The sequence below is a fragment of the Halochromatium sp. genome (assembly GCF_054919635.1).
The window spans coordinates 1-26400 of record NZ_JBUDPI010000008.1 but is presented as its reverse complement, the minus strand read 5'-3'; the positions used below and the strand labels follow the sequence as shown (position 1 = coordinate 26400).

At 61.6% G+C, this 26400-nt stretch carries 24 protein-coding genes; 7 read left to right on the top strand and 17 right to left on the bottom strand.

Annotated elements, in window-relative coordinates; translation table 11 throughout:
- Positions 1 to 77 precede the first annotated feature (77 nt).
- Positions 78 to 785: a 6-phosphogluconolactonase gene (gene pgl, locus ACY693_RS01315; protein WP_462320021.1), complete on the bottom strand. Its 708-nt coding sequence runs from the start codon at positions 783 to 785 to the stop codon at positions 78 to 80.
- 255 nt (positions 786 to 1040) lie between these two features.
- Here pgl and ACY693_RS01310 point away from each other — a divergent pair, with 255 nt between their 5' ends.
- Together ACY693_RS01310 and ACY693_RS01305 are read left to right on the top strand one after the other, a co-directional pair.
- Entirely contained in the window at positions 1041 to 1400 is a 360-nt protein-coding gene (locus ACY693_RS01310; RefSeq protein ID WP_462320020.1) for a TusE/DsrC/DsvC family sulfur relay protein, read from the top strand.
- Positions 1401 to 1520: 120 nt separating this feature from the next.
- Entirely contained in the window at positions 1521 to 2024 is a 504-nt protein-coding gene (locus ACY693_RS01305; protein WP_462320019.1) for a hypothetical protein, read from the top strand.
- 21 nt (positions 2025 to 2045) lie between these two features.
- Here the strand turns inward: ACY693_RS01305 and ccoS are convergent, their stop codons facing one another.
- From ccoS to surE, 13 genes are all read right to left on the bottom strand, one after another.
- On the bottom strand, positions 2046 to 2309 hold the full coding sequence (gene ccoS, locus ACY693_RS01300; RefSeq protein ID WP_462320018.1) for a cbb3-type cytochrome oxidase assembly protein CcoS: 264 nt from the start codon (positions 2307 to 2309) through the stop codon (positions 2046 to 2048).
- A gap of 3 nt (positions 2310 to 2312) precedes the next feature.
- Entirely contained in the window at positions 2313 to 4997 is a 2685-nt protein-coding gene (locus tag ACY693_RS01295; protein ID WP_462320023.1) for a heavy metal translocating P-type ATPase, read from the bottom strand.
- Positions 4998 to 5053: 56 nt separating this feature from the next.
- On the bottom strand, positions 5054 to 5608 hold the full coding sequence (locus tag ACY693_RS01290; protein WP_462320017.1) for a FixH family protein: 555 nt from the start codon (positions 5606 to 5608) through the stop codon (positions 5054 to 5056).
- Between the two features lie 81 nt (positions 5609 to 5689).
- Positions 5690 to 7084, bottom strand: a complete 1395-nt coding sequence (ccoG, locus tag ACY693_RS01285; RefSeq protein WP_462320016.1) for a cytochrome c oxidase accessory protein CcoG — start codon at positions 7082 to 7084, stop codon at positions 5690 to 5692.
- Between the two features lie 211 nt (positions 7085 to 7295).
- On the bottom strand, positions 7296 to 7430 hold the full coding sequence (locus tag ACY693_RS01280) for a hypothetical protein (protein ID WP_462320015.1): 135 nt from the start codon (positions 7428 to 7430) through the stop codon (positions 7296 to 7298).
- A 179-nt stretch (positions 7431 to 7609) separates the two neighbouring features.
- Positions 7610 to 8536 (bottom strand): cytochrome-c oxidase, cbb3-type subunit III, encoded by a 927-nt coding sequence (gene ccoP / locus ACY693_RS01275; RefSeq protein ID WP_462320014.1) that lies wholly within the window; start codon positions 8534 to 8536, stop codon positions 7610 to 7612.
- The gene (locus ACY693_RS01270; RefSeq protein WP_462320013.1) at positions 8523 to 8738 is read right to left on the bottom strand and encodes a cbb3-type cytochrome c oxidase subunit 3; all 216 of its coding nucleotides are present in this window, start codon (positions 8736 to 8738) and stop codon (positions 8523 to 8525) included. The genes ccoP and ACY693_RS01270 overlap by 14 nt, the downstream gene beginning before the upstream one ends.
- Positions 8731 to 9588, bottom strand: coding sequence for a cytochrome-c oxidase, cbb3-type subunit II (gene ccoO, locus ACY693_RS01265; protein WP_462320012.1), 858 nt, complete (start codon positions 9586 to 9588; stop codon positions 8731 to 8733). The genes ACY693_RS01270 and ccoO overlap by 8 nt, the downstream gene beginning before the upstream one ends.
- A gap of 39 nt (positions 9589 to 9627) precedes the next feature.
- Positions 9628 to 11079 carry a cytochrome-c oxidase, cbb3-type subunit I gene (ccoN, locus tag ACY693_RS01260; protein WP_462320011.1) on the bottom strand — a complete coding sequence of 484 codons (1452 nt, stop codon included), beginning with the start codon at positions 11077 to 11079 and terminating at the stop codon, positions 9628 to 9630.
- Between the two features lie 388 nt (positions 11080 to 11467).
- Positions 11468 to 12520, bottom strand: a complete 1053-nt coding sequence (gene rpoS, locus ACY693_RS01255; protein ID WP_462320010.1) for an RNA polymerase sigma factor RpoS — start codon at positions 12518 to 12520, stop codon at positions 11468 to 11470.
- A 28-nt stretch (positions 12521 to 12548) separates the two neighbouring features.
- The gene (locus ACY693_RS01250) at positions 12549 to 13376 is read right to left on the bottom strand and encodes a peptidoglycan DD-metalloendopeptidase family protein (RefSeq protein ID WP_462320009.1); all 828 of its coding nucleotides are present in this window, start codon (positions 13374 to 13376) and stop codon (positions 12549 to 12551) included.
- A 189-nt stretch (positions 13377 to 13565) separates the two neighbouring features.
- Positions 13566 to 14249, bottom strand: a complete 684-nt coding sequence (locus ACY693_RS01245) for a protein-L-isoaspartate(D-aspartate) O-methyltransferase (RefSeq protein WP_462320008.1) — start codon at positions 14247 to 14249, stop codon at positions 13566 to 13568.
- 14 nt (positions 14250 to 14263) lie between these two features.
- Positions 14264 to 15016 carry a 5'/3'-nucleotidase SurE gene (gene surE / locus ACY693_RS01240; RefSeq protein WP_462320007.1) on the bottom strand — a complete coding sequence of 251 codons (753 nt, stop codon included), beginning with the start codon at positions 15014 to 15016 and terminating at the stop codon, positions 14264 to 14266.
- Positions 15017 to 15123: 107 nt separating this feature from the next.
- On the opposite strand from surE, the gene ACY693_RS01235 reads away from it, so the two are divergent.
- A complete protein-coding gene (locus tag ACY693_RS01235; RefSeq protein WP_462320006.1) occupies positions 15124 to 15669 on the top strand; it encodes a Smr/MutS family protein in 546 nt (181 codons plus the stop codon).
- Positions 15670 to 15862: 193 nt separating this feature from the next.
- On the opposite strand, the gene soxB is transcribed toward ACY693_RS01235, so the two are convergent.
- Complete coding sequence (gene soxB / locus ACY693_RS01230; RefSeq protein WP_462320005.1) at positions 15863 to 17650, bottom strand: thiosulfohydrolase SoxB; 1788 nt, start codon at positions 17648 to 17650, stop codon at positions 15863 to 15865.
- A 97-nt stretch (positions 17651 to 17747) separates the two neighbouring features.
- Here soxB and ACY693_RS01225 point away from each other — a divergent pair, with 97 nt between their 5' ends.
- Positions 17748 to 20168 (top strand): PhnD/SsuA/transferrin family substrate-binding protein, encoded by a 2421-nt coding sequence (locus ACY693_RS01225; protein WP_462320004.1) that lies wholly within the window; start codon positions 17748 to 17750, stop codon positions 20166 to 20168.
- Complete coding sequence (locus ACY693_RS01220) at positions 20158 to 20784, top strand: response regulator transcription factor (RefSeq protein WP_462320003.1); 627 nt, start codon at positions 20158 to 20160, stop codon at positions 20782 to 20784. The genes ACY693_RS01225 and ACY693_RS01220 overlap by 11 nt, the downstream gene beginning before the upstream one ends.
- A gap of 146 nt (positions 20785 to 20930) precedes the next feature.
- Here ACY693_RS01220 and soxX read toward each other — a convergent pair whose 3' ends face one another.
- Together soxX and soxA are read right to left on the bottom strand one after the other, a co-directional pair.
- Positions 20931 to 21605 carry a sulfur oxidation c-type cytochrome SoxX gene (soxX, locus tag ACY693_RS01215; RefSeq protein ID WP_462320002.1) on the bottom strand — a complete coding sequence of 225 codons (675 nt, stop codon included), beginning with the start codon at positions 21603 to 21605 and terminating at the stop codon, positions 20931 to 20933.
- A gap of 29 nt (positions 21606 to 21634) precedes the next feature.
- Positions 21635 to 22483, bottom strand: a complete 849-nt coding sequence (soxA, locus tag ACY693_RS01210; RefSeq protein WP_462320022.1) for a sulfur oxidation c-type cytochrome SoxA — start codon at positions 22481 to 22483, stop codon at positions 21635 to 21637.
- Between the two features lie 680 nt (positions 22484 to 23163).
- Between soxA and ACY693_RS01205 the strand changes: the two genes are divergently transcribed.
- Together ACY693_RS01205 and ppsA are read left to right on the top strand one after the other, a co-directional pair.
- Positions 23164 to 23829: a rhodanese-like domain-containing protein gene (locus tag ACY693_RS01205; RefSeq protein ID WP_462320001.1), complete on the top strand. Its 666-nt coding sequence runs from the start codon at positions 23164 to 23166 to the stop codon at positions 23827 to 23829.
- Positions 23830 to 23966: 137 nt separating this feature from the next.
- A complete protein-coding gene (ppsA, locus tag ACY693_RS01200; protein ID WP_462320000.1) occupies positions 23967 to 26351 on the top strand; it encodes a phosphoenolpyruvate synthase in 2385 nt (794 codons plus the stop codon).
- Positions 26352 to 26400 lie beyond the last annotated feature (49 nt).

Sequence of the window (26400 nt, the reverse complement as noted above, 5' to 3'; positions counted from 1 at the left end):
GGCGAGCGAAAAGACCAGCAAGGCGGTATGAGCTTTGACAGAAATCGCCTAAGCCCGCACGCTGAATCAGATCAGCATCAGATCAGCGCGGCAGCAGCCGCGCGATCGATCAGCACCAGCGTCTTTGCCGACGCGGCAGCCCGCGCAACCGGCAAGGGCTCGCCCTCAGACCAACGCCGCACCGCATCCGCTTTACCCTCACCGGTCACCAGGATCAGCACTCGATCGCTCTGAGAAAGGGCCGGGATTGTTAACGACACGCGCTCTGGGGGCGGCTTTGGTGAGTCATAAACCGGCACCACCAACCGGTCATCTGGCAGCGTTCGACCTGGGAACAGGCTCGCCGTGTGGCCGTCTTCGCCAATGCCAAGCAGGACGAGATCGAAGGGAAGCGCCGTTTCGACGATCGCCTCGTAGCGATCAGCGGCGGCGACAGGACCGCGCTCGGCCGGAATCGCGAACACCTGCTCGCGGGGCAAAGGCACCTGGCTCAACCAGGCCTGATCGGCCGCAAGGCTATTTCGCTCCTGATCCTCAACGGGCAGGCAGCGCTCATCACCATGGTAGATCCACCAGTGCGCCCAATCCGCATCGGCCTCGGCCAGCAGCTCATAGGCCGCAGTCGGCGTGGTTCCTCCCGCTAGGCAGAGTCGAAATTGGTTATGACGCTCAATGGCCGAGCCTGCCGCAGCCAGGATGTGCTGTGCGGCCGAGCGAGCAACCGCCGCCTTATCGTCGAAGAGCATCAGCTCGGCGCCCGGCAACACAAGATCATCTGAAGCCATGCTGGTCTCCGTCTCATGATGGGTTCCGCGATGACGCAGCCGCATCACCGAGACGGGCATGTTAAGCCTCAACTGGGTGGCGGCACTAGCCCTAGTCGAACCCGCGCTTGCGTACCTCGGGTATCCCAGTCAGGTTAGCGCCGGCACGAAGCCTCGGTGGATCGGGTATCGTTGCCAGAGATTGCTTGACCTGAGCCAAGCCATCACGTAGACCTTTAGTTTCAGCAATCTGAGGAGCGACGAGGAGAACCACCCATGGCAGAGACGATGCGCGACATCCTGAATCCAGGTGCGGCTAACCATGACCCACGCTTCCCGCAGGCGCCGGCTGACTGGAGCCCGGACGATGCAGCGCGACTAGCCAGCGACGAAGGAATAAGCCTGAACGACGACATCTGGGAGGTTGTACACGCGCTGCAAGCCTATTTCGCCAAGCAAGAGCAGCCGAATACGCGAGCCCTGCATGATGCCCTCGACGAACATTTTCACGATCGCGGTGGCCTGAAGTACCTGTACGAGGTCTTACCCGGCGGCCCGGTGGCGCAAGGTTGCCGCTTAGCCGGCTTGCAACCTCCAGCAGGGGCCGTCGACAGCTCGTTCGGCAGCGTCAAATAGACCGCTTGCCGTCTTCGGACGGCGAGCAAGGCAATGGTCAAGGTGTCATCAACACAGCGATCGAGCCGGGCAAAGGAGGCTGCGCCCCGCGCGCATCTGGTTCACCAGAGTGCACGGCGGATGCGACTGAGGATCCCGTCGAGACGTCATGATGCGGCCTTTTTTGGGCATCTGCAGCAACAGCTCGCGGCAATCCCAAAGATCGAATCCACACTGGTCAAGCCAAAGACCGCAAGCGTGCTATTGAGCTTCGCTGAGGGCGACGGCAACGGCATTGCAGCCGCGCTAGATGCATTGGGCCTTGTCTCGCTCGTCGAGGCGAACGCAAGCGAGCCCGGTACGGACAGCGATGGCAGCCCAGATCAGCGAATCGTCGCGGCTCGACGAGGCCCTGCGGCAGGTCCAACAGCACTGGCGAACCGCCGCGTCGATCGCCGCGCGCTGGCGTTCACCGTATTCATCCTATTGGTGCTCCGCCAACTACTCAAGGGCGGTTGGCTGGCGCCAGGGCTCGCTTTCATCTGGCTCTTGCTCGAGCTGCTTCGGGCGCGGTTACCGCAAGACGACGGCCCTCTAGCAGGACAAGGCAGCGACGCATCGCCTGGGGTGACATCGCGTCCTTAGCCTTGGCGTCGATCCGGTCTGTCAAGACGACGATCGCCCTGATTGGTCATCGTCTCCTTCCTTAGCCGAGCTGCGCGCAGGCGCCTGCCGCGATGCGATTCGGTCACTCTCGGCATCTGGGAAGCGGCGGGCATCGTCAACATCGGCGTCTTCATCCATCAGGATGCGCTGGCCGTCGCCATCCAGGTCGTCGAACTGACCGCTACGAGCCGCCCAAAATAGGACCCCGACAGCAACCAGACCAAGCAGCAGCATGCCGGGAATCAGGCCATAGATCACTTCCATTGGCTAACCTCGTGGGTTGCTCTGTCCGCCCGGCAGCCGGGACCCTTGCTTGAACAGCCCCCTCAGCCGTGCCGAGTTACCAATCACCGCCAGCGAGCTGAGTGGCATCGAGATCGCCGCAACCAGAGGCGTGATCAATGCGGCCATCGCCAGCGGCACCATGATCAGATTGTAGAGAATCGAGAGCCCGATGTTTTGCCGAATGGTGCGCAAGGTGCGCCGAGACAGTGCAGCGGCATCGCGCACGCGCATCAGCTCGGCACTCATCAGCACGATGTCTGCGCTCGCGATCGACACGTCAGTGCCGCTACCGACGGCGATGCCGACATCGGCTCGCACCAGAGCTGGTGCATCATTGATGCCGTCACCCACCATGGCCACCCGCTCGCCGCGCTGCTGAAGCTCGGCGATCACTCGATCCTTATCCTCCGGGCGGACATCGGCGATCACCTCGATCGCACCGAGGCGCTCGGCGATTCGGCGCGCGACGGTCTCACGATCACCAGTCAGCAGCGTCACTCGAATCCCATCGGCCTGCAGCCGTTGCACCACCTCAGCGGCATCGGCGCGGAGCCGGTCCGCAGCCAACAGGCGCAGACGCTCGACGCCATCGATCGCGCAGTGCAAGGTCGTGCCAAGAGGGCTGCTAGGCTCGCCGACCGTCGCAAGCGACGAGCACTCAATGCCATTCTCATGCAGCCAGGCAGCCGTTCCAATCAGCAGCCGATGCCCATCGACGATACCGCTGATCCCTGCGCCAGGCTCAACCTCTACATCCCGCACCTGCGCTGAGGCCAGACCGATCCCGGCACCTGTTGCGAGGCGTACGACTGCACGTGCCAAGGGATGCTCGGAGACCCGCTCCAGCGCCGCCACCAGCCGAAGCTGCTCGCGTGTCGCATCATCCAGCGTCGTATCTGCCGGCCAACACCGCCAGTCAGCCTCCAGCTCGACCTGATCGGCTCGCTCGAATCGCTCACCCGACTCCCCGTACCCTGCCAGAGCGCTTGGTCCAACGACCTGACCCGGCCCAGTTGGCGTCGCCGACGCCCCATGAACGCCTGGCTCGTTTGCCTGGGGCTGCGCGCTCAATCCCGCCGGTACCCTCGACAAAGCCTGCAGCTGAACCACCTCTGGACGCCCCTCGGTCAGGGTCCCGGTCTTGTCAAAGACGAAATGATCGATCTCTGAGAGGGTCTCGAGCACTGCCCCTTGCTTAACCAGGATGCCATGGCGTGCACCGAGCCCAGAGGCCACCGCAATCGCCATCGGCGTCGCCAGCCCGAAGGCGCAGGGGCAAGTGATGATCAGCACCGAGGTGGCCGCCATCAATGCGGTCTCCAGATCTCGGCCGATCCAGATGCCGAAGGTGGTCAGGGCCAAGCCAATGGTGAGCGCGACGAACCAGGGCACGATCCGGTCGGCCAACGATTGGATCGGCGCCTTGCTTGATTGCGCATCCTCGACCAGCCGGATGATGCGCCCAAGCGCGGTATCACGCAGCAGACCGGTGACCCGGACCTCGAGCACGCCAGCGCCATTCAGGGTGCCTGCTGCCACGCTGTCGCCGACACCGCGCTTCACCGGCTCAGACTCGCCGGTGAGCATGGCCTCATCGACCTCGCTGCGACCCTCGCGAATGACACCGTCCGCGGGGATGGTCTCGCCTGGGCGCACCAGCAGGACATCGCCCGTCGAGACCGCTCGGATCGGCACCACCACCTCCTCGCCATCGCGCAGCAGGGTCGCGATCTTCGGCTGCAGATCCAGTAGGCGCTGCGTCGAGGCCATGGCTTGTCGCTTGGACATGGCCTCGAGGAAGCGTCCGACCAAGATCACGAATAGGAAATTGACGACCGTATCCCAGTAGACATGACCCTGGCCGCTGAGGGTCACATAGAGCGAGTAGAGGTAGGTGATCGAGGCGCCGATCGCGATCGGCAGATCCATGGTCAGCGCGCCTTGGCGCAACCCGACCCAGGCGCCGCGATAGAAGGGCCAGCCCGAATACAGGAGCGTCGGCGTGGCGATCGCGAAGCCGATCCAGTGAAAGAGGCCGCGGAACTCGCCCTCGTCAGCCCCGGCGTAGAGCGCGATCGAGACCCACATCAGGTTCATCGCCGCGAAGGCGGCAAAGGCCATGCGGTAGAGCAGCGCCCGGTTGCCCCGCTTCAGTGCCCCTTCGGCGGTCTCGGGATCGAAGGGCACCGCAGCATAGCCGACCTCGCTCAGCCGCCCCAACAGCCCCGACAATCGCTGGCGCGAGTTGTCCCACTTCAGGCGGAGCCGGCGGCCGGTGAGATTGACCCGCGCCTCCTCGACCCCGGGCATCTTGCTCAGCCCAGTCTCGATCAGCCAGACACAGGCCGCGCAGTGGATACCCTCGACATGCAGGTTAATCTCGCGCAGATCAGCGCTGGTATCGAGATAGGCGGCCTGTACCTCGTCTAAGTCATAGAGCGCAAGCTGCTTTGGTGGCTCCGGCGGCGGGCCTAACACCTCACCTTCGGGCGTGCGCCGATAGAAGCCGTCGAGGCCTGCGGCATAGATGGCCTCACAGACCGATCTGCAGCCAGTACAACAGAAGCTGCGCTGAGCATCGGCAACGCTTGCCTCGACCCGCTCCGCGCCCGCCAGCGGCAGGCCGCAGTGGAAGCAATGACCCGCTGTCGAGACCTCAGCCCTCAATGAATCGCAGCCAGCGGCGGGACCAGCGGCGGGCTTATTCACTCGGCGTCGATCCGCTACTGATCCGCGACCCCAATGCGCTGATCGTAGACAACCTCTTGACCATCGGTCCGTGCCGCAGCCAAGGTATCCCAGAGACCCGACATCGAGAAGCTGACCTCGGCCGCATAGCGTCCAGGCGCTTCCTCAACCATCGGTACCGAGAAGTCAGCCGAGGGGTCCGATGGACGGTAGGCGTAGTAGGTGACCTGATCCGGACGCACCGGCTGACCGGCCGAGTCAACCACAAAGAAGCGCACGACGGTCGTTTGACTCTTGGCGACATCGGCCGGCGTGTCCAGGCTCATGGTCCAGCCGGGCGCCTCTGCGCGTTTGGTCGTCAAGGTCCGCTCGACATTGCGACCACGCTCATAGTAGTCATCGACGACCAGACCAGGATTGGTCACGAAGGCCAGCACAATCATGGTCGCATTCACTGCAAGCACCACCACGACCAGACCTATCCAGCCAATAAACCAGGGGCTTCGCCATGCCGAGCTAGCGCGCTGCCTCTTAGCGGGCTGCTGTGGAGTCTGGCCGCTGGGGGCCGTCATCGTTGAAACATCAGTCATTCAGTTCGTTCTCAGCTTTCGTCATCAAGATCCTGCGGCCAAGGCCTCCTGTGGCCAAGGCCCTTTGCCAAGAAAAGGCCATCAACGAGAGGGCCCAAAGAATGCACTCTCGCGTTCTGCCTCGATCTCGGCCCCATCCTTGAGCTCGCTCGTGGCATGGAATGTCACAGGCACTGTCTCCCCAGTGAGGTCCGAACGCTTGATCTTGACAAACACGATCATCGGTGTGACTTCGCCGGAGGGCGTAAGCAGAGGCTCGTCAGCGCCAATCAGCTCGATCGGCGCCGGGCTTTCGGCACTGATGCTCACCTCAAGATCTTGCTCACTCTTGTTCAGTACCTTCAGGGTGTATTTGTTTTGGATCGAGCCGTCCGAGAGCTGGACAAACAACGGCGCGCGCTCATGCAAGACCTTGAGCTCGATCGCCGCGAGGCTCGAGAGACCGTAGATAATTCCGATCAGCGCCAGCGCCAGGATTCCCGTATAGACCCAGACCCGTCCACGGAGGAGCATCGGTTTGACCGCTTTACCTTCGATCTCGTCGAGAGAGGCATAGCGGATCAGCCCGCGTGGCCGTCCGACCTTATCCATCACCGCATCACAGGCGTCGAGGCAGAGGCCACAGGTGATACAGCCTTCCTGCTGTCCGTTGCGAATATCAACCCCTGTTGGGCATACGGCCACGCATTGGTTGCAATCGACGCAGTCGCCGACGGTCGTTGACTCGGCCTGCCCTTTCTTGATCCGCCCTCGCGGCTCACCCCGCTCAACATCATAGGTGGGAACGATCGTCGACTTGTCCAGCATCACACCTTGAATGCGCGCATAGGGACAGAGCCAGAAGCACACCTGTTCTCTCAGCCAGCCCGCGAGCAAGTAAGTGCCCAAGGTAAACAAGGCCACTGCGGCGTACACAGCAACATTGGCGTCGCCAACGAAGAAGTCTCGCCACAACGGAATCGCGCCATAGAACCAGGCGACAAAGCTGAAGCCGGTAAGAAAACCAATCAGCAGCCAGAGCCCGTGCTTGACAGCCTTGATACGCAGCTTTCTCGCGTCGATCGGCGCCTTATCCAATTTGCGCCGCTGCGGGGGAGTGCCTTCGAGCTTCTCCTCGATCCAGGTAAAGACGTCGGTCCAGACCGTTTGAAAACAGAAGTAACCGCAGTAGGCGCGACCGACCAGTGCCGTGACCACGGCGAGCAGGATCGCGAAGAACAGCAGCAGCAGTGAGAGCATCCAGAAATCTTGCGGCAGGACCGTCACCCCGAACAGGTGATACTTGCGGTTCGGGATGTCGAACAGGACCGCCTGGCTCCCATTCCAGCGAAGATAAGGACCAAGAAAAAAGATCAGCCAGACCGAAGCAGCGAGCCATTTAATTCGGCGCCACTTGCCAGGCATGCGCTTGGCGTGGATGGTCTCGCCACCGGTATTGACCTCCCAATGATGGGCCTCGGCATAGAGTTCGTCCATTGCGGCGCCGGAAGCGCGGGAGGAAGTCTCATTCATAACGACAACAACCAGGCTGGCATGCGTTCAGCCCCGTCTTAAGGCCAACATCAAGACACCCTTAAGGGCTATGACGCACACCAAGCTCAACATGCAAGAAGAAAAAAAGGGGGATCAACAATCCCCCTTCCGGTCCCTTACTCCTCCTCAACATCGATTAGGGCTCAACCTAGCGCTATTGCGACTCGCTCTTATGTCGTTCTGCGTCTTCGTTCATCAGCCTGATCACCTTGTAGACCAGGTAGCTGATGATGATGACTGCGAGCGCCACGCTAATGATGGAACCCCAAAACACCGCATCTAGGTGCATGTCATCCTCCCCTATCTTTCTTTACTCAGTTCGCGGGATCAATGCCTAACCACTTGGCCGAATGCCGACAAGCGTTTCAATGCTCGCGCCGGTCCTGCGCTCTGTTCCGAATCGCGCTCCAGCCGCTGCGCAGAGCCCTCCTTGGCACAGCGGATGAGGACCAACCATAGCGGACGCTCTTATTGGCCTCCGCCAAGGCTATGCACGTAGACCGCCAGCTTCTTGATTGAGTCCGGCTCGAGCTTTCCGTCCAGGCTACCGGCCGAATCCCCGAATGCCGGCATCACTGCATCACGCGTCTGCTCGACCCCGGCCTGATTCACGCCGTAGAGGATCGTATGCTTCGCGCTCTCATAGCCGCCCGGCTCGAAACGCCAGATGCTATCGGTCAGATTCGCCGCGCCAACGGTCACAACCGTTCCGTCCGGAAGCTCCGCAAGAATACCGTTACCGGTCTGCCCATGACAGGCGGTACACCCCTTTTCATTGAACAACTTCCATCCCGCCTCGCTACCCTCACCGCCGTCGGCAAGCTCAACGACGAACTGCGATAGCTGGTCGACTTCGGGTTCGGTGAGGATATTCTCGTGGGCCGTCATTGCCCCTTTCCGGCCAATCGTAATGCTCTCGGTGATCTTTGCGAGCGAGCCGCCGAACAGCCAATCGTCATCAGCCAGGACCGGATAGCCGGGATTACCCTGACCGCCACTGCCGTGGCAGGCCGCACAGTAGTCCCCGAACAGGACCTTCGCCGACGCGAGGGTGTACTGGGTCAGACCCGGATCTTCGAGGATCTGCTCAGCGGTCATGTTAGCGATCTGCTCCTCGTATTGAGCACGCACAGCCTCGACCTGCTCGACGCCCTGCTCGTATTCCTTGATCGAGCTCCAGCCGAGGATACCCTTGGTGAAGCCGCCACCCTCTTGCGACTGCCACGGAAACACCGGGAACATCGGATACAGGATGCCATAAAGGACGAACCAGGCAAGCGATGCCCAGAGAGCGATCATCCACCACTTCGGCGGTGGATTGTTCAGCTCACGAATGTTGTCATCCCAGAAATGCCCGGTATTGTTTTCACCGGGGAACGGGTTATGGTCGGCCATCGTTATCTCCGCGGTCCTCGTGATCTTCTTCAAACGGGATATGCTTCTTGGCTTCGAGCTTATCCCGGTTCTTTGGCCGAAAGACCTGAAAATAGGCCACGACCATCAGTACGAAGATGACAACCGTCATAATGGTTCCGACCCAGTCGGTTGCCGTCATCGCAGCCCAATCGGTCTCGAAGTAGTCCGCGAGGCTACTCACGATAGACCACCCCTGGGTCCAGCTTTGCCATCGTGCCAAGCACCTGCAGATAGGCAACCATGGCATCCATACCGGTCTTGCCGTGCAACAGCCCAACAGCAGCGTCGATGTCGGCGTCACTGTAGGGAACGCCAATCGCGCGAAGCCCTTTCATGTGTCGCTGCATCTTCGCTGGGTCAATCAGTTCGTTATCGAGCCAGGGATAGGCAGGCATCACCGACTCCGGCACCACCGAGCGGGGATCGCGAAGATGCTGGCGTTGCCATTCATCAGAGTATTTGCCTCCCAGACGGGCCATGTCCGGTCCGGTCCGCTTCGATCCCCATTGGAACGGATGATCGAACATCGACTCGGAGGCCAGTGAGTAATGGCCGTAGCGCTCGCGCTCGTCGCGGAATGGACGCACCTGTTGCGAGTGGCAGAGATAACAGCCTTCCCGCTGGTAGATGTCTCGACCCCAGAGCTCCAAAGCGGTGTAGGGGCGGATTCCGTCGCCGGGCTTCCAGTTCCAAGTGGTCTCGACAGCTCTCGGCACCCCGCGTTTAGGATCCTGAACCAGCTCGCCAGTATCCTTCTTCAGGAAATTACCCTGATCATCGGTCTTGAACCGGAGAGGATTGCCCTCGGCGTCGGTCTCGTAGGTCACCGAGACGATTGGCGTGGTACCCGCCTCCTGCCAGACGATTTCCGGAAACTGATTTGCTTCCTCGGTGCTCTTCAAATAGAAGAGCGGGACGATCTCGACGATACCACCCACAGAGAGCACGATCGCGACGACGATCAGCAGCCCCCAGATGTTGCGCTCCATGCGCTCCTGAAATCCCTTCGGCGGTGTGTTCTTGTCAGCCATTTACTTGTTACTCCTCCGGATTCTGACGCTTCAGGCGATTTAGGCAGCGGCCACAGCTGGCGTGCCACGTGCCTCACGCAGACTCCCGGCAGACACCGATTTGCGCACCGTCATGACCACGTTGAACAGCATGATGATCGCGCCGATCAGGAAGATGCCGCCACCGACTGCGCGCATCGCGTAATACGGATGCATCGCAGCGACCGATTCGACGAAGGTATAGGCCAGGGTGCCGTACTCGTCATAGGCACGCCACATCAGGCCCTGCATGATGCCGGATACCCACATGGCCACCACATAGATGACGGTACCGATGGTCGCGGTCCAGAAGTGGACATTGACCAGCTTCTCGGACCACATCTCGGTGTGCCAAAGGCGTGTCATCAGGTGGTAGATGGCTCCGATCGAGATACCGGCGACCCATCCCAACGCGCCAGAGTGCACGTGGCCAATGGTCCAGTCGGTGTAATGGGAGAGGGCGTTCACCGTCTTCAGCGACATCACCGGACCTTCAAAGGTCGACATCGCGTAGAAAGCCAGCGCGATGATCAGGAACCGCATCACGTAGTCGGTGCGCAGTTTGTCCCAGGCCCCGGACAGGGTCATCATGCCGTTCACAGCACCGCCCCAGGACGGAATGATCATGGCTAGCGAGACAGCAGCGCCGAGCGAGCCGGTCCAGTCCGGCAGCGCCGTGTACTGGAGATGGTGCGCACCGAGCCAGACATACCCGAACATCAGTGCCCAGAAATGGATCACGGACAGGCGATAGGAGTAGATCGGGCGGTTCGCCTGCTTGGGCACGAAGTAGTACATGATGCCGAGGAAGCCAGCGGTGAGATAGAAACCGACCGCGTTATGGCCCCACCACCACTGGATCATCGCATCCTGGACGCCGGAGAACAGGCTGTAAGACTTCAGCATCCCGACCGGGATCGACAGGCTGTTGACCACGTGCAGATAGACGATCATCACCATCATGCCGAGGAAGAACCAGTTCGACACATAGATGTGCGAGGACTTCCGGTTGGCGATGGTCATGATGAAGTTGAAGGTGAAGGCGAGCCAGACCACGGCGATCAGGATGTCGATCGGCCATTCAAGTTCCGCGTACTCCTTCGACTGGGTGAAGCCCAGCGGCAATGTGATGACCGCTAGCAGGATGATCGCGTTCCAGCCCCAGAAGGTGAACCAGGCCAGCTTGTTGCTCCAGAGGCTCACGCCGCAGGTGCGCTGAACGGTGTAGTAAGCGGTGCCCATCAGGGTACAGCCGCCGAAGGCGAAGATCACCGCGTTGGTGTGCACGGGCCGAAGCCGACCAAACGAGATGTAAGGATTGTCGAAATTCAGGAACGGCCAAGCGAGCTCGGATGCGATGTAGACACCGACGCCCGCCCCTACCACAAGGTAGACGACGGCCATGATCGTGAACCAGCGTACGACGTCGAAGTCGTATTTGCGCTCCGCCGTGAAGTCGGCTGTGGCTTCCATAGACCCCCCAAACAGGCTGGGAAAAAGAGAGGTGACTGGGCACTCCAGCCCGAGGTTTTGCTAGCGCGCCGCGCCCTGGCGTGTGACCGCGCAATAAGACTGGATCGATTGCGTAATGTCAAGGCAAACAAACCAGCAGAAACCGCCATCTGGGGCATTTCACACAGCTTCGATTGATCTCGATCAGGGTCGGAACGGCATAACCACGTACCGGTAAACCATTATTTTTATATTCATTTTCACGGACAGACCAACGCGAAGCGCCGGTCGAGGCGAGCACAAAAGGGCGACTAAGACCCTCGGACAAATACCCGAGAGCGGGCCTTGGCCATACCCCTTCCTGAGAGGCCCACAGTTGCGAGTTCAGGGTATCTTGGAGCGGCGGGACCTATTTGAAGAACGACTCGAGCGAGAAACCCTCTTTCTCGAGGATGTCACGCAGCCGGCGCAGCGCGTCCATCTGGATCTGGCGCACCCGCTCGCGCGTCACACCCAGCTCCTGAGCCACACGCTCGAGCGTCGAATGCTCATAGCCATGCAGACCGAAACGGCGCTCGACGACCTCACGCTGCTTGTCGTTGAGCTTCTCGAGCCAATGATCGAGATTGCTATGGATGTCGACATCCTGGATCTCATCGCTGGGATCATGGGCGGCCTCATCCTGCAGCATATCCACTAGGGGCTTGTCGGCGTCTTTGCCGTAGGGTGTATCGACGGAGGCGGTGCGCTCGTTCAGGCCCAGCATACGCTTGACCTCGGAGATTGGCTTATCCAGCAGCTCCGCCACCTCCTCTGTCGTGGGCTCGTGGTCGAGCTGCTGCGAGAGCAGCCGGGTCGCCTTCAGATAGACATTGATCTCCTTGACCACATGGATCGGCAGCCGCACGGTGCGCGTCTGATTCATGATCGCGCGCTCGATGGTCTGGCGAATCCACCAGGTCGCATAGGTCGAGAAGCGAAAGCCCCGCTCCGGATCGAACTTCTCAACGGCGCGGATCAGACCCAGATTGCCTTCTTCGATCAGGTCCAACAGCGGCAGCCCGCGGTTGAGATAGCGCCGAGCGATCTTGACGACCAAGCGCAGATTGCTGACGATCATGCGCTTCCGGGCTGATTCATCGCCCTGCTGGGCGAGCCGCGCGTAGTAGACCTCCTCATCGGCCGAGAGCAGCTTTGACTCGCCGATCTCGTTCAGATAGAGACGCGTGGCGTCGAGCTCAGTATCACCAGCCGAGTAGCGCTTGCCGGACTCATCGGACAACTGCGGCACCGCCGACCCAGCCGGCTGCGCATCGGAGACCTCATCGTCGCCAGCCTCATCAACCTCCGTTTCCGGCAGGTCTGAAGCGGCCTCGTCAACGTTATCGCCGTCGATCAGGATCTCGTCCTCATCGGGGAGCGCATCCCCATCCGGATCCTCTTCCGGTACAACCGCTGACATGAGTCCCCCTGAGGTGCGGTCGCCCGACTCACCGTGACGCTGGCAGGAACAGCAGCGGATCAACGGTTGCGCCGTCGCGACGAATCTCGAAGTGCAACATTGGCTGGCCATCCGCCGCCTGGCCAACCTCGGCGAGCTGTTGTCCGCGCTTGACCGTGGCTCCCTCACTCGCGAGCACACGACGGTTGAAGCCGTAAGCGCTCAGATAGCTTGGACTGTGCTTGACGATAATAAGATTGCCGTAACCGGCGAGTCCACTGCTACCGCTGTAAACTACGGTGCCATCGGCCGCTGCGGCGACCGGAGTCCCGGGCCCCGCGGCGATCCGTATCCCCTGTCGGGTCCGATCATTCGACCGATAGCGTTGAACCACCGGCCCCACCACAGGCCAACCCCAGTTCACCCCTGAGGCTCGTGCCGAGCTGCCCGGCTTCGCCGTGGCGCTCGTCTTCGCACTCGTCTTCGCACTCGGCTTACCAGTCGACTGGGAGGTCGGCGTCGTCGCAGACTGGGTCGCGGTCTTTGGACTGCTGCGCGCCGCGACCTGACGAGCGCTTGCACTGCGTCTGCCAGCCTGCGGCGGCTCGATCCGCAACAACCGACCCGTGTAGAGCGGATACGGCGGCCCAAGACCATTCCAGGCTGCAAGCTTGCGCATACTAATGCGCTTCCGCTCGGCAATCTCGCTCAGGGTATCGCCGGAGCGAATCCGATAATACCCAGGAGGGGCGGGCCCATAACCGCGATCATCGACCGGCGCGAGCCCGCGCGCACCGCAGCCCAGCATGGCAAGCAGGGCCAACAGGACCGCTAGCGTTGCCCCAACCCGATAGCCGTGTCTCCAGGATAAGTGCATCGCAAGCATGGGGCATGAAGCAGTCAGCGCCGCAAGACAACCATCGCGATCAGCGCCACCAGCGTGCACTGGATCGGAACCGCAGTTGGGCGCAAGCGTCGCAGCAGCAACGAATCGCCATCAATGACTAGGCAGCAGCAGGGGGATACCCTGATCAGCCTCTTGTACGTGACCTGACCAATCATGGACCTACTGAACGACGCCTCCGAGCAAAGGGACAAAGGTAACAGGCTCCAGCACCTCGTGCCGAAAGCCTGGGTAGCGGCCTTGGCGTTTCTTGACTAGGCGCACGAGCATCTGGTCACGCCCGCAATCGATCGGCAGCACCATGCAACCGCCCGGCGCCAATTGCTCCGCGAGCCGACGCGGGATGCCGCTGGGCGCGGCGGTCACAAGAATGCCATCGAATGGCGCATACTCCGGCCAACCGGTGCTACCGTCACCATGACGAAGACGCACATTGCGCAGCTTCAAGGTGCGCAGGCGCTGCTCAGCACGCGCCTGTAGTGAGCTGATTCGCTCGACGCTGTAGACCCGCCGCACCAGTGCCGCGAGCACAGCGGTCTGATAGCCGGAGCCGGTACCGACCTCCAGCACGGTTTGTATGGGGCCAGCCTCAAGCAGGGCTTGGGTCATACGCGCAACCATGTAAGGCTGTGAGATGGTCTGGCCCCAGCCGATCGGCAGTGAAGAGTCCTCATAGGCCCGACTCGCGAGGGCCTCCTCGACAAACAGGTGCCGCGGCAACTGGCGCAGCACCTCGATCACAGCATCGTCCCTGAGCCCCGTTGCCAAGAGCCGCTGCACCAGACGCTCGCGCGTGCGCACCGAGGTCATACCGCGGCCCGCCTCAGCCGCAACCGGAGCAGGCATCTGCGCGAGGCTGCTCACAGCGCCTGCAGCCATCGATCAAGCGGCTCGACCGCCTCATGGCGTGTCAGGTCGATCTTCAAGGGTGTCACCGAGACATAACCCTGCCGAAGGGCATGGAAGTCGGTGCTTTCCCCTGCGTCCTGCTCGGGCCCAGCGGGACCCACCCAAAACATCGGCCGACCGCGCGGATCGACAATGCGCTCGATGGGCTCGGCCTTATGGCGATGTCCAAGCCGAGTCGCGCGAATCCCACGCAGCTCTGAGAGCGGCAGGTCGGGAACATTCACGTTTAGGATCGTACTGACTGGCATATCCATGTCATTGTCACCTAGTCCAGCGATCAGTTTCGCGGTCACCGCAGCCGCCGCGGCAAGCTGTTGGGGCTCATGGGAATCGATCGAAACGGCCAAGGCCGGCAAACCAAGAAAGCGCCCCTCGGTGGCGGCCGCAACCGTCCCTGAGTAGATCACGTCATCACCAAGATTGGGGCCGTGATTGATGCCAGCGACAACCAGATCCGGCTCCTGCTCGAGCAGGCCCGTGATGGCCAGGTGGACACAGTCGGTCGGGGTGCCGTTGACACGGATAAAGCCGTTCTCGAGTCGCTCCGCGCGAATCGGCACATCCAGTGTCAGCGAGTTGCTCGCGCCACTGCGGTCTCGGTCCGGCGCGACTACCGTCAGCTCACCGAAGCGCTCGAGCTCCTTGGCCAGGATTTGGAGGCCGGGTGAGCGATAGCCATCATCGTTGCTGAGTAAGATCTTCATGGGTAGCGGGGCGAGCGACGATCTGTGAGTTTACCGGGACAGCAAAACAGCGTCCGCGGAAGTTTGCTACATTCTGGACTCGGCTCGACGTAAACGCGAGAAGCAAAGTGAAAAAACGTCTTCAGGATGCTGATTATGCGTTATTTCGCGCTGAAGTCGAAGACGCGATTCCGCTTGACACCGAGACCGCGGAACCATTTCGCGAACGGCCTAAGCCGATTCCGCGCCCGCGCATCGAAGAGGCACCAGCCGAAGACCTGCAGCTGCTTGCCGAATCTGAGGTCGAGACGCACGACTACCTGCTCTTTATGCGCCCCGGGGTGCAGAAGCGGGTCTTGCTCGCGCTCCAGCGGGGTCAGCTTGAGCCCAGTCTCGAGCTCGACCTGCACGGTCTCACCGCGAGCTATGCGAGCGGTCTCTTGCAGGACTTCCTGGCCGAGTGCGCCGCTCGGCGCATTCGTTGTGCCAAGATCATCCATGGCAAGGGCCGCGGCTCGGCACAACGCCAGCCGGTGCTCAAGTGCAAGGTCAACTACTGGCTGCGGTTGCGCCCGGACGTGCTCGCATTTAGCTCAGCGCCACGGTTTGATGGCGGCACCGGCGCAGTCTATGTCCTGCTTCGCAACCCCGAGAAGGGCAAACGCGGGCGCTAGCTGTGGCTAGCCCCCGGACGAGACTGACCGGCCTTGACCCGACCCGGGGCTCGCCTAGGCGGTCGCCTAGGATCTCGCCCTGAATCTGAGCCAGAATCCGAGCCTAAGACTGACCCCGAGTCTCACTGGGCTCGGCTCGCGACCTGCAGCGGCAATGTTCTGATCCGCATCGGCCGCGAGCCCAAACCGATCGCTAGCTTAGGACCTCACCGTCGTAGTCGGCGATCCCCGGGTTGCCCTTGACGTTCTTGAGCTTGGGCGTGTTGAGCTTATCGATCTTGACCGTTTTCGCATCACGCAGATAGGTCGCGACCGTCTCCCAGATCGGCTCACCCGGCGACTGGCTCCCGACCGTGGCCCAGCCGGCAACGACATAGCTCTTATCGGCCTCGATCTTGGTGCCATCGTCGAGCTGCATCTCGGAGACGCGATTGCCCATCCCGGCTGCCGGATCGCAGACGTAGTCGAGCCCGCCGACGCGCACCATATCGCCACCCTGCTGCACGTAGGGGTCCTTGTTGAACAGATTGTCGCAGACGTCCTCAAGGATGGCCTTGATGTCCGCCCCGCTCATCTCGCGCCGATAGGTCTCCGGATAGGTGATACAGGTCTGATCCATCACGTTATCCATGGTGATCTTCTGGCCTGGCAGTACCGTGGTACCCCACCGGAAGCCGGGCGAGAGACTGATCTGGGCATCGTTGACCTTGCGCAGCGCGTCACAGATCACCTGATCGAAGGTGCCGTTGAAGTTGCCGCGGCGGTAGAGCACCTCTTCGGCCGTCGCCAGCTCCTCAGTCAGCTTGTCCAGGTACGGGGCGCGCTGCTCCTCGATGTACTTGGTCATCTCGGCATTCGGCTTGAGAAGATTCGAGAATACCGGCAGCAGCCGATACCGATAATCGCGCAGCTTGCCATCCTTGATCTCGAGATCCATCACGCCGAGGAACTTGCCGTTAGAGCCGGCATTGGTGACCAGCGTCTTGCCACTCGCGTTCTCGACGACGGTGGGCGCCGGCATTCCATCGTGGGTATGGCCGCCAAAGATGACATCGATACCGGTGACGCGAGAGGCCATCTTGAGGTCGACGTCCATCCCGTTATGCGAGAGCACGACGACCAGATCCGGCGATTCTTCGTCCCGCACCTTGTCGACGAATTCCTGCATGCGCTGATCCTGGATGCCGAAGGTCCAGTCTGGGATGAAGCGCTGCGGATTGGCAATCGGCGTGTATGGGAAGGCCTGGCCGATCACAGCAACCCTTGAGCCGCCAACCTCCTTGATCACATAGGGGTTGAATGCAAGACCGGCGTCTTCCTGGAAGCCACCGAAGTCCTCGAACTGATAATCGAATAGGGCCTCTTCGCGGACCTTGACGTTTTGCGCCACGAAATCGCCGTTGAACGCCTCGACGTTCTTGATGACCTCTGTGTCAAGGTAGGTGAACTCCCAGTGGCCGGTCATCACGTCGACGCCGAGCCGGTTGGTCGCACCGACCATGTCCATGCCACGCGTCCAGTAGGCGGTGCCTGAGCCTTGCCAAGTGTCGCCGCCATCCATCAGCAAGGTGTTGCCATCGCCGCGCTCGGCACGGATACGGTCCACCAGGGTCTTGAGGTGCGCAAAGCCGCCGACGGTGCCGTACTTCTCAGCCGCCTCGGCGAAATCCAGATAGCTGAAGGCGTGCGCGTCGATGGTGCCGGGCTCAATCCCGAAATGCTTGAGCAACGCCTCGCCAACGATATGCGGCGCCTTACCAAAGGCCGGACCGATGCCGAGGTTCACGTTAGGCTCGCGGAAATAGACTGGATTGAGCTGGGCGTGACAATCGGTCATGTGCATCAGCGTCAAGTTGCCAAACTTCGGCAGCTCGTAGAGATCGCTTGGCTGTTTGGCTTCGGCGAACACCGAGCGCGGCAACATCCCGGCAGCACCAGCCAGGCCCAAGAGTCGGACGAATTCGCGGCGAGAAATAGTCATTGGGGTATCATCTCCTCCTAACACGTTCTGCTTGTCGAGTCGCCGCGATCCTCACAGGCTGACCACCTGAGTCGTCGCGGCTCAAAGCGGCCATAGTATGCACGCGGGTCACGCCGGATTGCCATTCACCGAAGCCTTGCCTCGACTCCGGGCTTTCCTCATCAACCCGCTGCAGCGCATCCGCTCCAAGCGGCTCGGATGCCGGCGCGCTCGTCTGTCGACAGACTGCATCGCAGGGCACTTTGCCCGTCGGCTGGCTTGTCAGCTGCCAGTTCTGGCCGCAACCCTGGCGTTTGGGCTGATCCTCTGGCTGGGACCGACCACCCGACTCCAGATCGCAAGCGCCCAAGCGCTCGATGAATCCGCGGCCCCGTTGCAGATCGAGATAGGGGTCCTCAGCCACCGGGGCGACCGCGTCACTCAGCTGCAATGGGGTCCCACCGCCGACTATCTGACCCAGGCGCTCCCACGACACTGCTTCCGCATCCTCCCGCTCGCCTTCGATGAGGTCGAAGGGGCGGTTGCCAGGGGCCGCATCCATTTCCTGTTGGCCAATCCGGCTATGTATGTCGACCTGGAGGTACGCCATCGCATCTCGCGCATTGCGACCATGCGCAACGGCTCTGGCGAGCAGGCTCGCAACCGCTTCGGTGGCGTCATCTTTAGCCGCGTCGACCGCGGCGATATCTCCCGCTTGAGCGATCTACGCGGCAAACGCGTCCTCGCCGTTGACCCGCATTCGCTCGGCGGTTTTCTGATGCAGCTTGAAGTGCTGCGTCGCGCTGGGATTGAGGCACCCCGGTCGCTCGCAGCGCTCGACTTCGCTGGCATCCATGATGCTGTGGTGCTCGCCGTGCGCGACGGTCGGGCCGACGTCGGCATGGTACGTACCGATATCCTCGAGCGCATGGCGAATCAAGGCGCAATCAGGCTCTCGGATTTTCGTGTGCTCGCACCCCGGACGATGGCTGAGTTTCCACTACTGCTCAGCACGCCGCTGTACCCTGAATGGCCATTTAGCACCCTGCAAAGCACTCCCAGCTGGCTCGCCCAGCAGGTCGCTGTGGCGCTCCTGCAGATGCCGCCAGACGAGCCAGCGGCCCTTGCTGGCGGCTACTCTGGCTGGAGCGTGCCGTTGGATTACCAGCCGGTCCATCAGCTCTTGCAGGCGCTGCATCGTCCGCCCTACGATCAGCCAGAGGCCTTCACGCTGGGCGACGCCTTGCAGCGCTATTGGCCCGGGGTGCTGCTGGGCGTCCTCGCTTTGTTGCTGCTGCTTGTGCTGACCGGCCGACTGCAGGCCTTGAATGCCCGTCTCAATCGAGCCAAGTCCCGTCTCGAGCAGAGTCAGGAGCTGATCCTCAACTCGGTGGCCGAGGGCATCTACGGCGTTGACCTCTGCGGGCGAACCACATTCGTCAACAAGGCCGCCGAGCAGATCACCGGTTGGGATCGGCACCAGCTCATCGGCTGCAATCAGCACCAGGTCCTGCACCGACAACACCGCGGCAGCGCGATCCAGGGCGCAGACGAAGACTGCCCGGTCTATGCGACCTTCCGCGACCAGCGCAGTCGGTTTGTCGACGACGATCTGTTCTGGCGCCGTGACGGCTCCAGCTTTCCGGTCGAGTACAGCACCACGCCGATCCGCGATGAACGCGGCAAGACCGTTGGCAGCGTGGTCGTTTTTCGCGACACCACCGAACGGCGCGAAGCCGCTGCCCGCATCCAGCGTCTGCAGACAGAGCAGGCGCGCGTGGCCCGGCTGAGCACCCTGGGTGAAATGGCCTCCGGCATTGCGCATGAGTTGAACCAGCCGCTCACGGCGATCTCCACCAATGCGCGTGCCAGCATTCGACTGATTGAGGATAGCCGCTGCAACATGGAGTGCTGCAGCCAGGTCATGGCCAAGATTGCCGATCAGGCCGAGCGCGCCGGCGAGATCATCCGCCACATTCGGCGCTTCGTGCGCAAAGAAGACCCTGTGACCGCGCCTGTTGCGGTGGTCGACCTGTTCGACACCGTCCAGGTGCTGCTGCAGCAGGAGGCAAGGCAACATGCCGTCGAGATCCAGTGCGAGATCGACCCCGCGGTCGACCTTGTGCTGGTCCAGCGCACGCAGATCGAGCAAGTTATCCTGAATCTAGCGCGCAACGCCATCGAGGCGATGGCCGAAACGCACGGGCCGCATCGTCTGCGGCTGATGGCACATCCCAGTCAAACCCAAAGGTTGGGCCAAGAGCCAGGCCGACCATGCGGTGACATCATCGTTCGGATCGAAGACAGCGGGCCTGGGATCGCCGACACGATCCAAGGTCGCCTGTTCGAGCCATTCACGACCACCAAGGCGCGCGGCCTCGGCCTGGGTCTCTCGATCAGTGCTGGTATCGTCGAGACCCACGGCGGCAAGCTGATGCTGTCAGAGACCGAGGCCGGCGCCTGTTTTGAGTTCAGCCTTCCAGTCGCGGAAGGTCAATCACGACCGAAGCACAAGGAGTCCCAAGCACATGAATACTGATCCCACCGTCTTTATCGTTGACGACGATGACGAGGTTCGGGCAGCCATCGGCTTGCTCATGGAATCAGTCGGCCTCGAGGTACGCGCCTACGACTCGGCACAAGCCTTCCTAGATGACTTTGACCCCGCCCGCCCCGGTTGTTTGGTGCTGGATGTGCGCATGCGAGGCATGAGTGGCATCGAGCTGCAGACGCGCCTAGCAGCCGAGCCCATTCACCCGCCCATCGTGATCATCACCGGCCATGGCGACGTGCCCATGGCGGTGCGAGCCGTCCAGGCCGGCGCCGTCGATTTCCTGGAGAAGCCCTTCAATGACCAAGCCCTGCTTGACGCGGTCCATCGAGCCTTTGGCGTCGACGCGCGCCGGCGCGGCCATGCCATGCGTCTTGCCGAAGTTAACCAGCGTCTAGAACGGCTATCGCCGCGCGAGCGGGAGATCCTCAACCAGATCGTCGCAGGCAAGCGAAACAAGGTCATCGCCGCTGACCTTCACATCAGCCAATCCACGGTCGAGGCGCACAGAGCCAAGGTCATGGACAAGCTAGAAGCGCGCTCGTTATCCGAGCTGATGCGCCTGATGCTCATGAACGCAGAACTCGATCAGGAGCAGAGCTGATGGGTCGCAAGAGCGTCTCGGGGAGCCGTCGCGACCTCAGCCCTGAGAGCAATGGGCCAGAGGCGCGCAGCGACCGGACATCAAGCGGGCATCAAGGAACCTTGATGCCCGGTCTCAAACCCCGGTCTAGCGGGAATAGCCCAGCGTCACTGGTTGACCGGAGAGTCCGGATCGAGCAGATAGGCCATGATATCGGCGATCGACTGCTGGTCTAGGTAACCAGTGCTGCCGAACCTGGGCATATTGGTGCAGGGGAAGGCCGAGTGCGAGTTGTAGATCACGTCATAGGTGTACTTCTTGATCGCATCGCTATCGCCACGAATCCTTCCGTAGCCCACCAGGCTTGGACCAATCGTGCCGCCGGTGCGATCGGTCCCGATCTGATGGCAGTTGTAGCAATTGCCACCGATATCATTGCTCTCATGATCATCCATGCGATGTCCGACTCGAAACCCATAGCCAGACCAGGCCAGATCGCGACCCCGCTTCCAATCACCGAGCTCGATACCGCCGTCTGGGTAGGTGATCGTCTCGCGAGCCTTCTTGCTAACCTCGAGCAAGGTTTCCATGTCCGGCCGGGTGCCATCGATGCTTGAGCAGGTCTTCTGCAACCAATCCTGCTCCATACGCTGGCGCGCCGTGCCTCCCTCCTGGACCTCTTGATCAAGCTTGAAACCGCCGGCCTCAAAAATCAGGTACTCGGCGAGTGCTTCGGGCGTCATCTCGGTGTAATCGACCTCTTCGGCCACGAGGGCCACACTGAAGACCGAGAGGGCGGCAAGCACGATGAGCTTGCGCGCCAGATTGAACTGCTTTGACATTGTTTGGAATCTCCTCTGGGCGTCAGTGATCAGCGCTTCATGTCCGGCAGGATCGCTGGCTGGCCGCGGGCCGCGTCGGTCCAGTAGCTCAGCATGGCGATGCTCGCGTCAGAGCCGGCAACCGGGCTCGCTTGACGCATCTGCCAGTAGCAACCGCGCAGCCGGTGTTGGCTGCTGCGAACATGGTCGTGACCGACTCGAAACGCTGGCCAGGAGATCGCCTTCGTCCATTCCTCCGGAACGTTCTTGTTCGGCAACACTGAGGCGCGGATACGCTTGCCGGACGCGGCATGGCAGGTACTGCAGGCAAAGTCGGCCTTGCCGGCGCGACGGTAGAACATCACCTCTCCAGCGTCCCGCAAAGCCTTCTCTAGCGGATGATCCATCGGCGGATTCCAGGCAAAGCCGCTGGACTGGCTGGCAATATAGGTCTGCAGCTTCATGTGATCCGAATTACTGCCATGGCGCTTCGTCACCGCAGGATCATCCGGGCTGAAGCCCTGCAGTGTGACCATGCAATGCACCAAGCGCGTCTCAAGATCCATCACCTTGCCGGTGTCCTCGAAGTAACGCGGCAGCTCGACATAGGCCCCTTCCAGCACGCCTGGCCCCTTGCCGAAATCGCACTCCTCGAGCGACACGTTGTTCGGGCCGCGAGGCTCATGGAACAGCTCCTCGCCATCCGCCGCGGTCCATTGTGCCGGGCTGTCGGGCATCATCATGATGTTCTGGTCGCTCTGCGACAGATATTCGGACGGGGTTCGAGCGATAAGACCTTGGAGCACATCGATCGGCTCTTGGTAGGTACCCACCGCGGCCTTCGCGGCCTCACCTTCGGCCTTGCGCGCCTCTTGCTTGGCGAGCAGCTCCATCATCATTGAATCCTGGCGTCGCGCCCATTCAGCATATTGGAGCGCCCGGGTGTACTGGCGCGACGACAACACCGACTCGGCCTGCTCGATCATTTCGTCGGTGGGGCTATCGGTGACCCCAGCGGCGATGGCTTCCTCGCGCGTCTCCTTGGCCTCGGCGATCGCGGATTCTGCGTCTTCACGCGTCGTCGCCCAAACCGTCAGCGGGATCAAAGCCACAAGCAGTAGCACCAACGCAGCCCGCCCTAGACGTGCGCTCCCGCGCGGCAGATGCAATTGGTCGTGTTGATTCGCAGCCTGAACGGACACTTCGTGACGCGATCGGAGCGGCATTGGCAATAACTTTCGTAACATTGAAACCTCGTATCCACTGGATTGGTCTTTCTTGATCTGAGCTAGGCTGGGCCATCTGGAACGCTAGCCCGTCCTAGCTCACTCATCCTGCAAATACCCGAGCACGCATGTCAAGAAACAACAGAACATTAGAATCTTATAAATCAATGACCCACTGCGGAATTCACCGCTCCGATCACCTATAATTACTAGTTCTATGGTGCCTTATCCAAGTTTGCACAGTTCCTACAGTGATCTCAGTCTAAACTGTCATAACCTAAAACAAGCGCTTCGTCGTCCCGGGTGGCGGCGACGTGCCGTGTTTTTCAGCCTAACTCTCAGGAGCACGCGCCTTGATCATCCGTCCCATCTTCGCCCTCGCCTCGCTGCTGCTCATCGGCCAGTTTGCCCAAGCCGAGGACAACAAGATCACGCCAACGCTCGAGAGCGTCGACATCAGCCACCAGGGCACAACATTGACGATCAGCCGCGGCGCGGACCGACACGCCACCCTGCCGGAGATATTCCAGAAGACTGAGCGCGGCTGTCCGCCCTTCTGTGTGCAGCCGATGCAAGTGCTCCCCGGCGTCGAGACCATCGGCGAGCTTGAGTTGCTGGACTACCTGAGCCGCATCCACCAGGGCGACGACTCGATCCTCGTCATCGACTCGCGCACGCCTGACTGGGTGCTGCGCGGCACCATTCCAGGCGCGGTCAACATCCCTTGGAACAGACTCAACACCGATCCTACCGGCAGCCTGCAACAGACCGGCGAGGCCGAGGACCTCGGGCAAATCCTGACCGAGCAGTTTGATGCCCGCCAAGACCCAGGCAACGGCCAGTGGCAGTTCGATGATGCCAAGACCCTGGTCCTGTTCTGCAACGGCATCTGGTGCGCGCAATCAACGGCCAATCTCAAAACCCTGGCGGGACTCGGCTACCCGCTCGACAAACTCAAATGGTACCGAGGCGGGATGCAGGACTGGCTCAGCGTTGGGCTGACCACCGTTAAGCCCTAGTCCGCTCGCCGCAAGAGTGCAGCTCAACACTTACTTAGTTCAACGGCTGCTACGGCCAGATTGATGCACCGCACAATCCAAGATACACGTATCGTCTATAGTGTTTTGTTTTGGGCGATTCGGAGGCACCGAGAGCAATGACCGATTATGTGCGTTGGCTGAGCGACCTAGGCATGGACGATGTAGGCATCGTCGGCGGCAAGAACGCCTCGCTCGGCGAGATGATTCAACATCTGACCCAGCTTGGAGTTCGCGTGCCCGGCGGTTTCGCGACCACCGCGCAGGCCTACCGTGACTTCCTCGCCGCTGATGGCCTGGCCGAGCGCATCGCCTCCGAGCTGGACGCACTGGACGTCGACGATATCGCCGCGCTCAGTGCCGCTGGCCCGCGTATCCGCGGCTGGATCATCGAGCAGCCCTTCCAGCCGGAGCTGGATCAGGCCATCGAGCAGGCCTACGCGGCACTCGCCGACAAGACCGGCAGTGCCGCCGACACCACCTGGGCGGTGCGCTCCTCGGCCACCGCCGAAGACCTGCCCGATGCCTCCTTTGCCGGTCAGCAGGAGACCTTCCTCAATATCCACGGGCTGGACAACGTCAAGCGCGCGATCAAGGAGGTCTTCGCCTCGCTCTATAACGACCGCGCCATCTCCTACCGGGTGCACAAGGGCTTCACCCATGCCGATGTCGCGCTCTCGGCCGGCATCCAGCGCATGGTGCGCAGCGATCTGGCTGCCAGCGGCGTCATGTTCACGCTGGATACCGAATCCGGCTACAACGATGCGGTCTTCATCACCGCCAGCGTCGGCCTCGGCGAGATGGTTGTACAGGGCGCGGTGAACCCGGACGAGTTCTATGTGCACAAGCCGACGCTTGCCGCTGGCCGGCCGGCGATCCTGCGCCGCAGCGTCGGTGATAAGGCCATGCGCATGGTCTTCGCTGAGCCGGGCAGCCGCGAGCCGGTGCGCACCGAGCAGACGCCAATGGAGCTCCGCGGCCAGTTCTCGATCACCGACGCCGAGATCGAGGCCCTGGCCAAGCAGGCGGTGCTGATCGAGCAGCATTACAAGCGCCCGATGGACATCGAATGGGCCAAGGACGGCATCGACGGCGAGCTCTACATCGTCCAGGCGCGCCCGGAGACGGTGCAGAGCCGCAGCGGTCAAGTCGTCGAGCGCTATCGTCTCAAAGAGACCGGTGGCGAGGTGCTGGCCACCGGACGCAGCATCGGCGGGCGCATCGGCGCCGGTAAGGCGCGGGTGGTCGGCTCCATCCGCGACATGGATCAGGTGCAAGCCGGTGACGTACTGATCACCGACATGACCGACCCCGACTGGGAGCCAGTGATGAAGCGCGCCGCTGCTATCGTCACCAATCGCGGCGGTCGCACCTGTCACGCCGCCATCATCGCCCGCGAGTTGGGCGTGCCAGCGGTGGTCGGCTGCAACGATGCGACCGACAAGATCGCCGATGGCCAGGCGGTGACTGTCTCCTGCGCCGAAGGGGATACCGGCTTCATCTATGACGGCGAGCTCGAGTTCGAGCACAAGGTGGTGGAGCTCGAGAAGATGCCCGAGGTGCCGGTCAAGGTGATGATGAATGTCGGTAATCCGGAGCGCGCCTTTGGCTTTGCCTCGATCCCCAATGCTGGTGTCGGCCTTGCACGGCTTGAGTTCATCATCAACAACAGCATCGGCATCCATCCGAAGGCGCTGCTGGAATTCGACCAGCTCCCCGATGACCTCAAGGCCGAGATCGGCCCGCGCATCGCGGCCTATCCGAGCCCGCGCGAGTTCTTCGTCATGCGCCTCGCCGAGGGCATCGCGACGCTCGCTGCGACCTTCGCGCCGAATCCGGTCATCATTCGGATGTCCGATTTCAAGTCCAACGAATACGCGAACCTGATCGCCGGCCCGCGCTACGAGCCCGAGGAAGAGAACCCGATGATCGGCTTCCGCGGCGCCGGGCGCTATGTCTCGGACAGCTTTAAGGACTGCTTCGAGATGGAGTGCGAGGCCCTTAAGGTCGTGCGTAGCGAGATGGGCCTGACCAACCTCCAGATCATGATCCCCTTCGTGCGTACGTTGAATCAGGCCAAGGCCGTCACCGAGGCACTGGCCGAGCAAGGTCTCAAGCGCGGCGAGAACGGCCTCAAGCTGATCATGATGTGCGAGATCCCATCCAATGCCGTCCTTGCCGAGCAATTCCTCGAATACTTCGACGGCTTCTCGATCGGCTCCAACGACATGACCCAGCTGACCTTAGGCATCGACCGCGACTCGAGCCTCGTCGCTGCCGATTTCGAGGAGCGCGACCCGGCCGTCAAGGCCATGCTCTCAATGGCCATCCAGGCCTGCCGCAAGCAGGGCAAGTATGTCGGCATCTGCGGTCAGGGACCATCGGACCATGCCGACTTCGCCGACTGGCTGGTCAAGGAAGGGATCGAGAGCGTCTCGCTGAACCCGGATACCGTGATTGATACCTGGCTGTATCTGGCCGAGCACCTTGAGAAGAACGGCTGAAGGCTGAAGGCTGAAGGCTGAAGGCTGAAGGCTGAAGGCTGAAGATTGC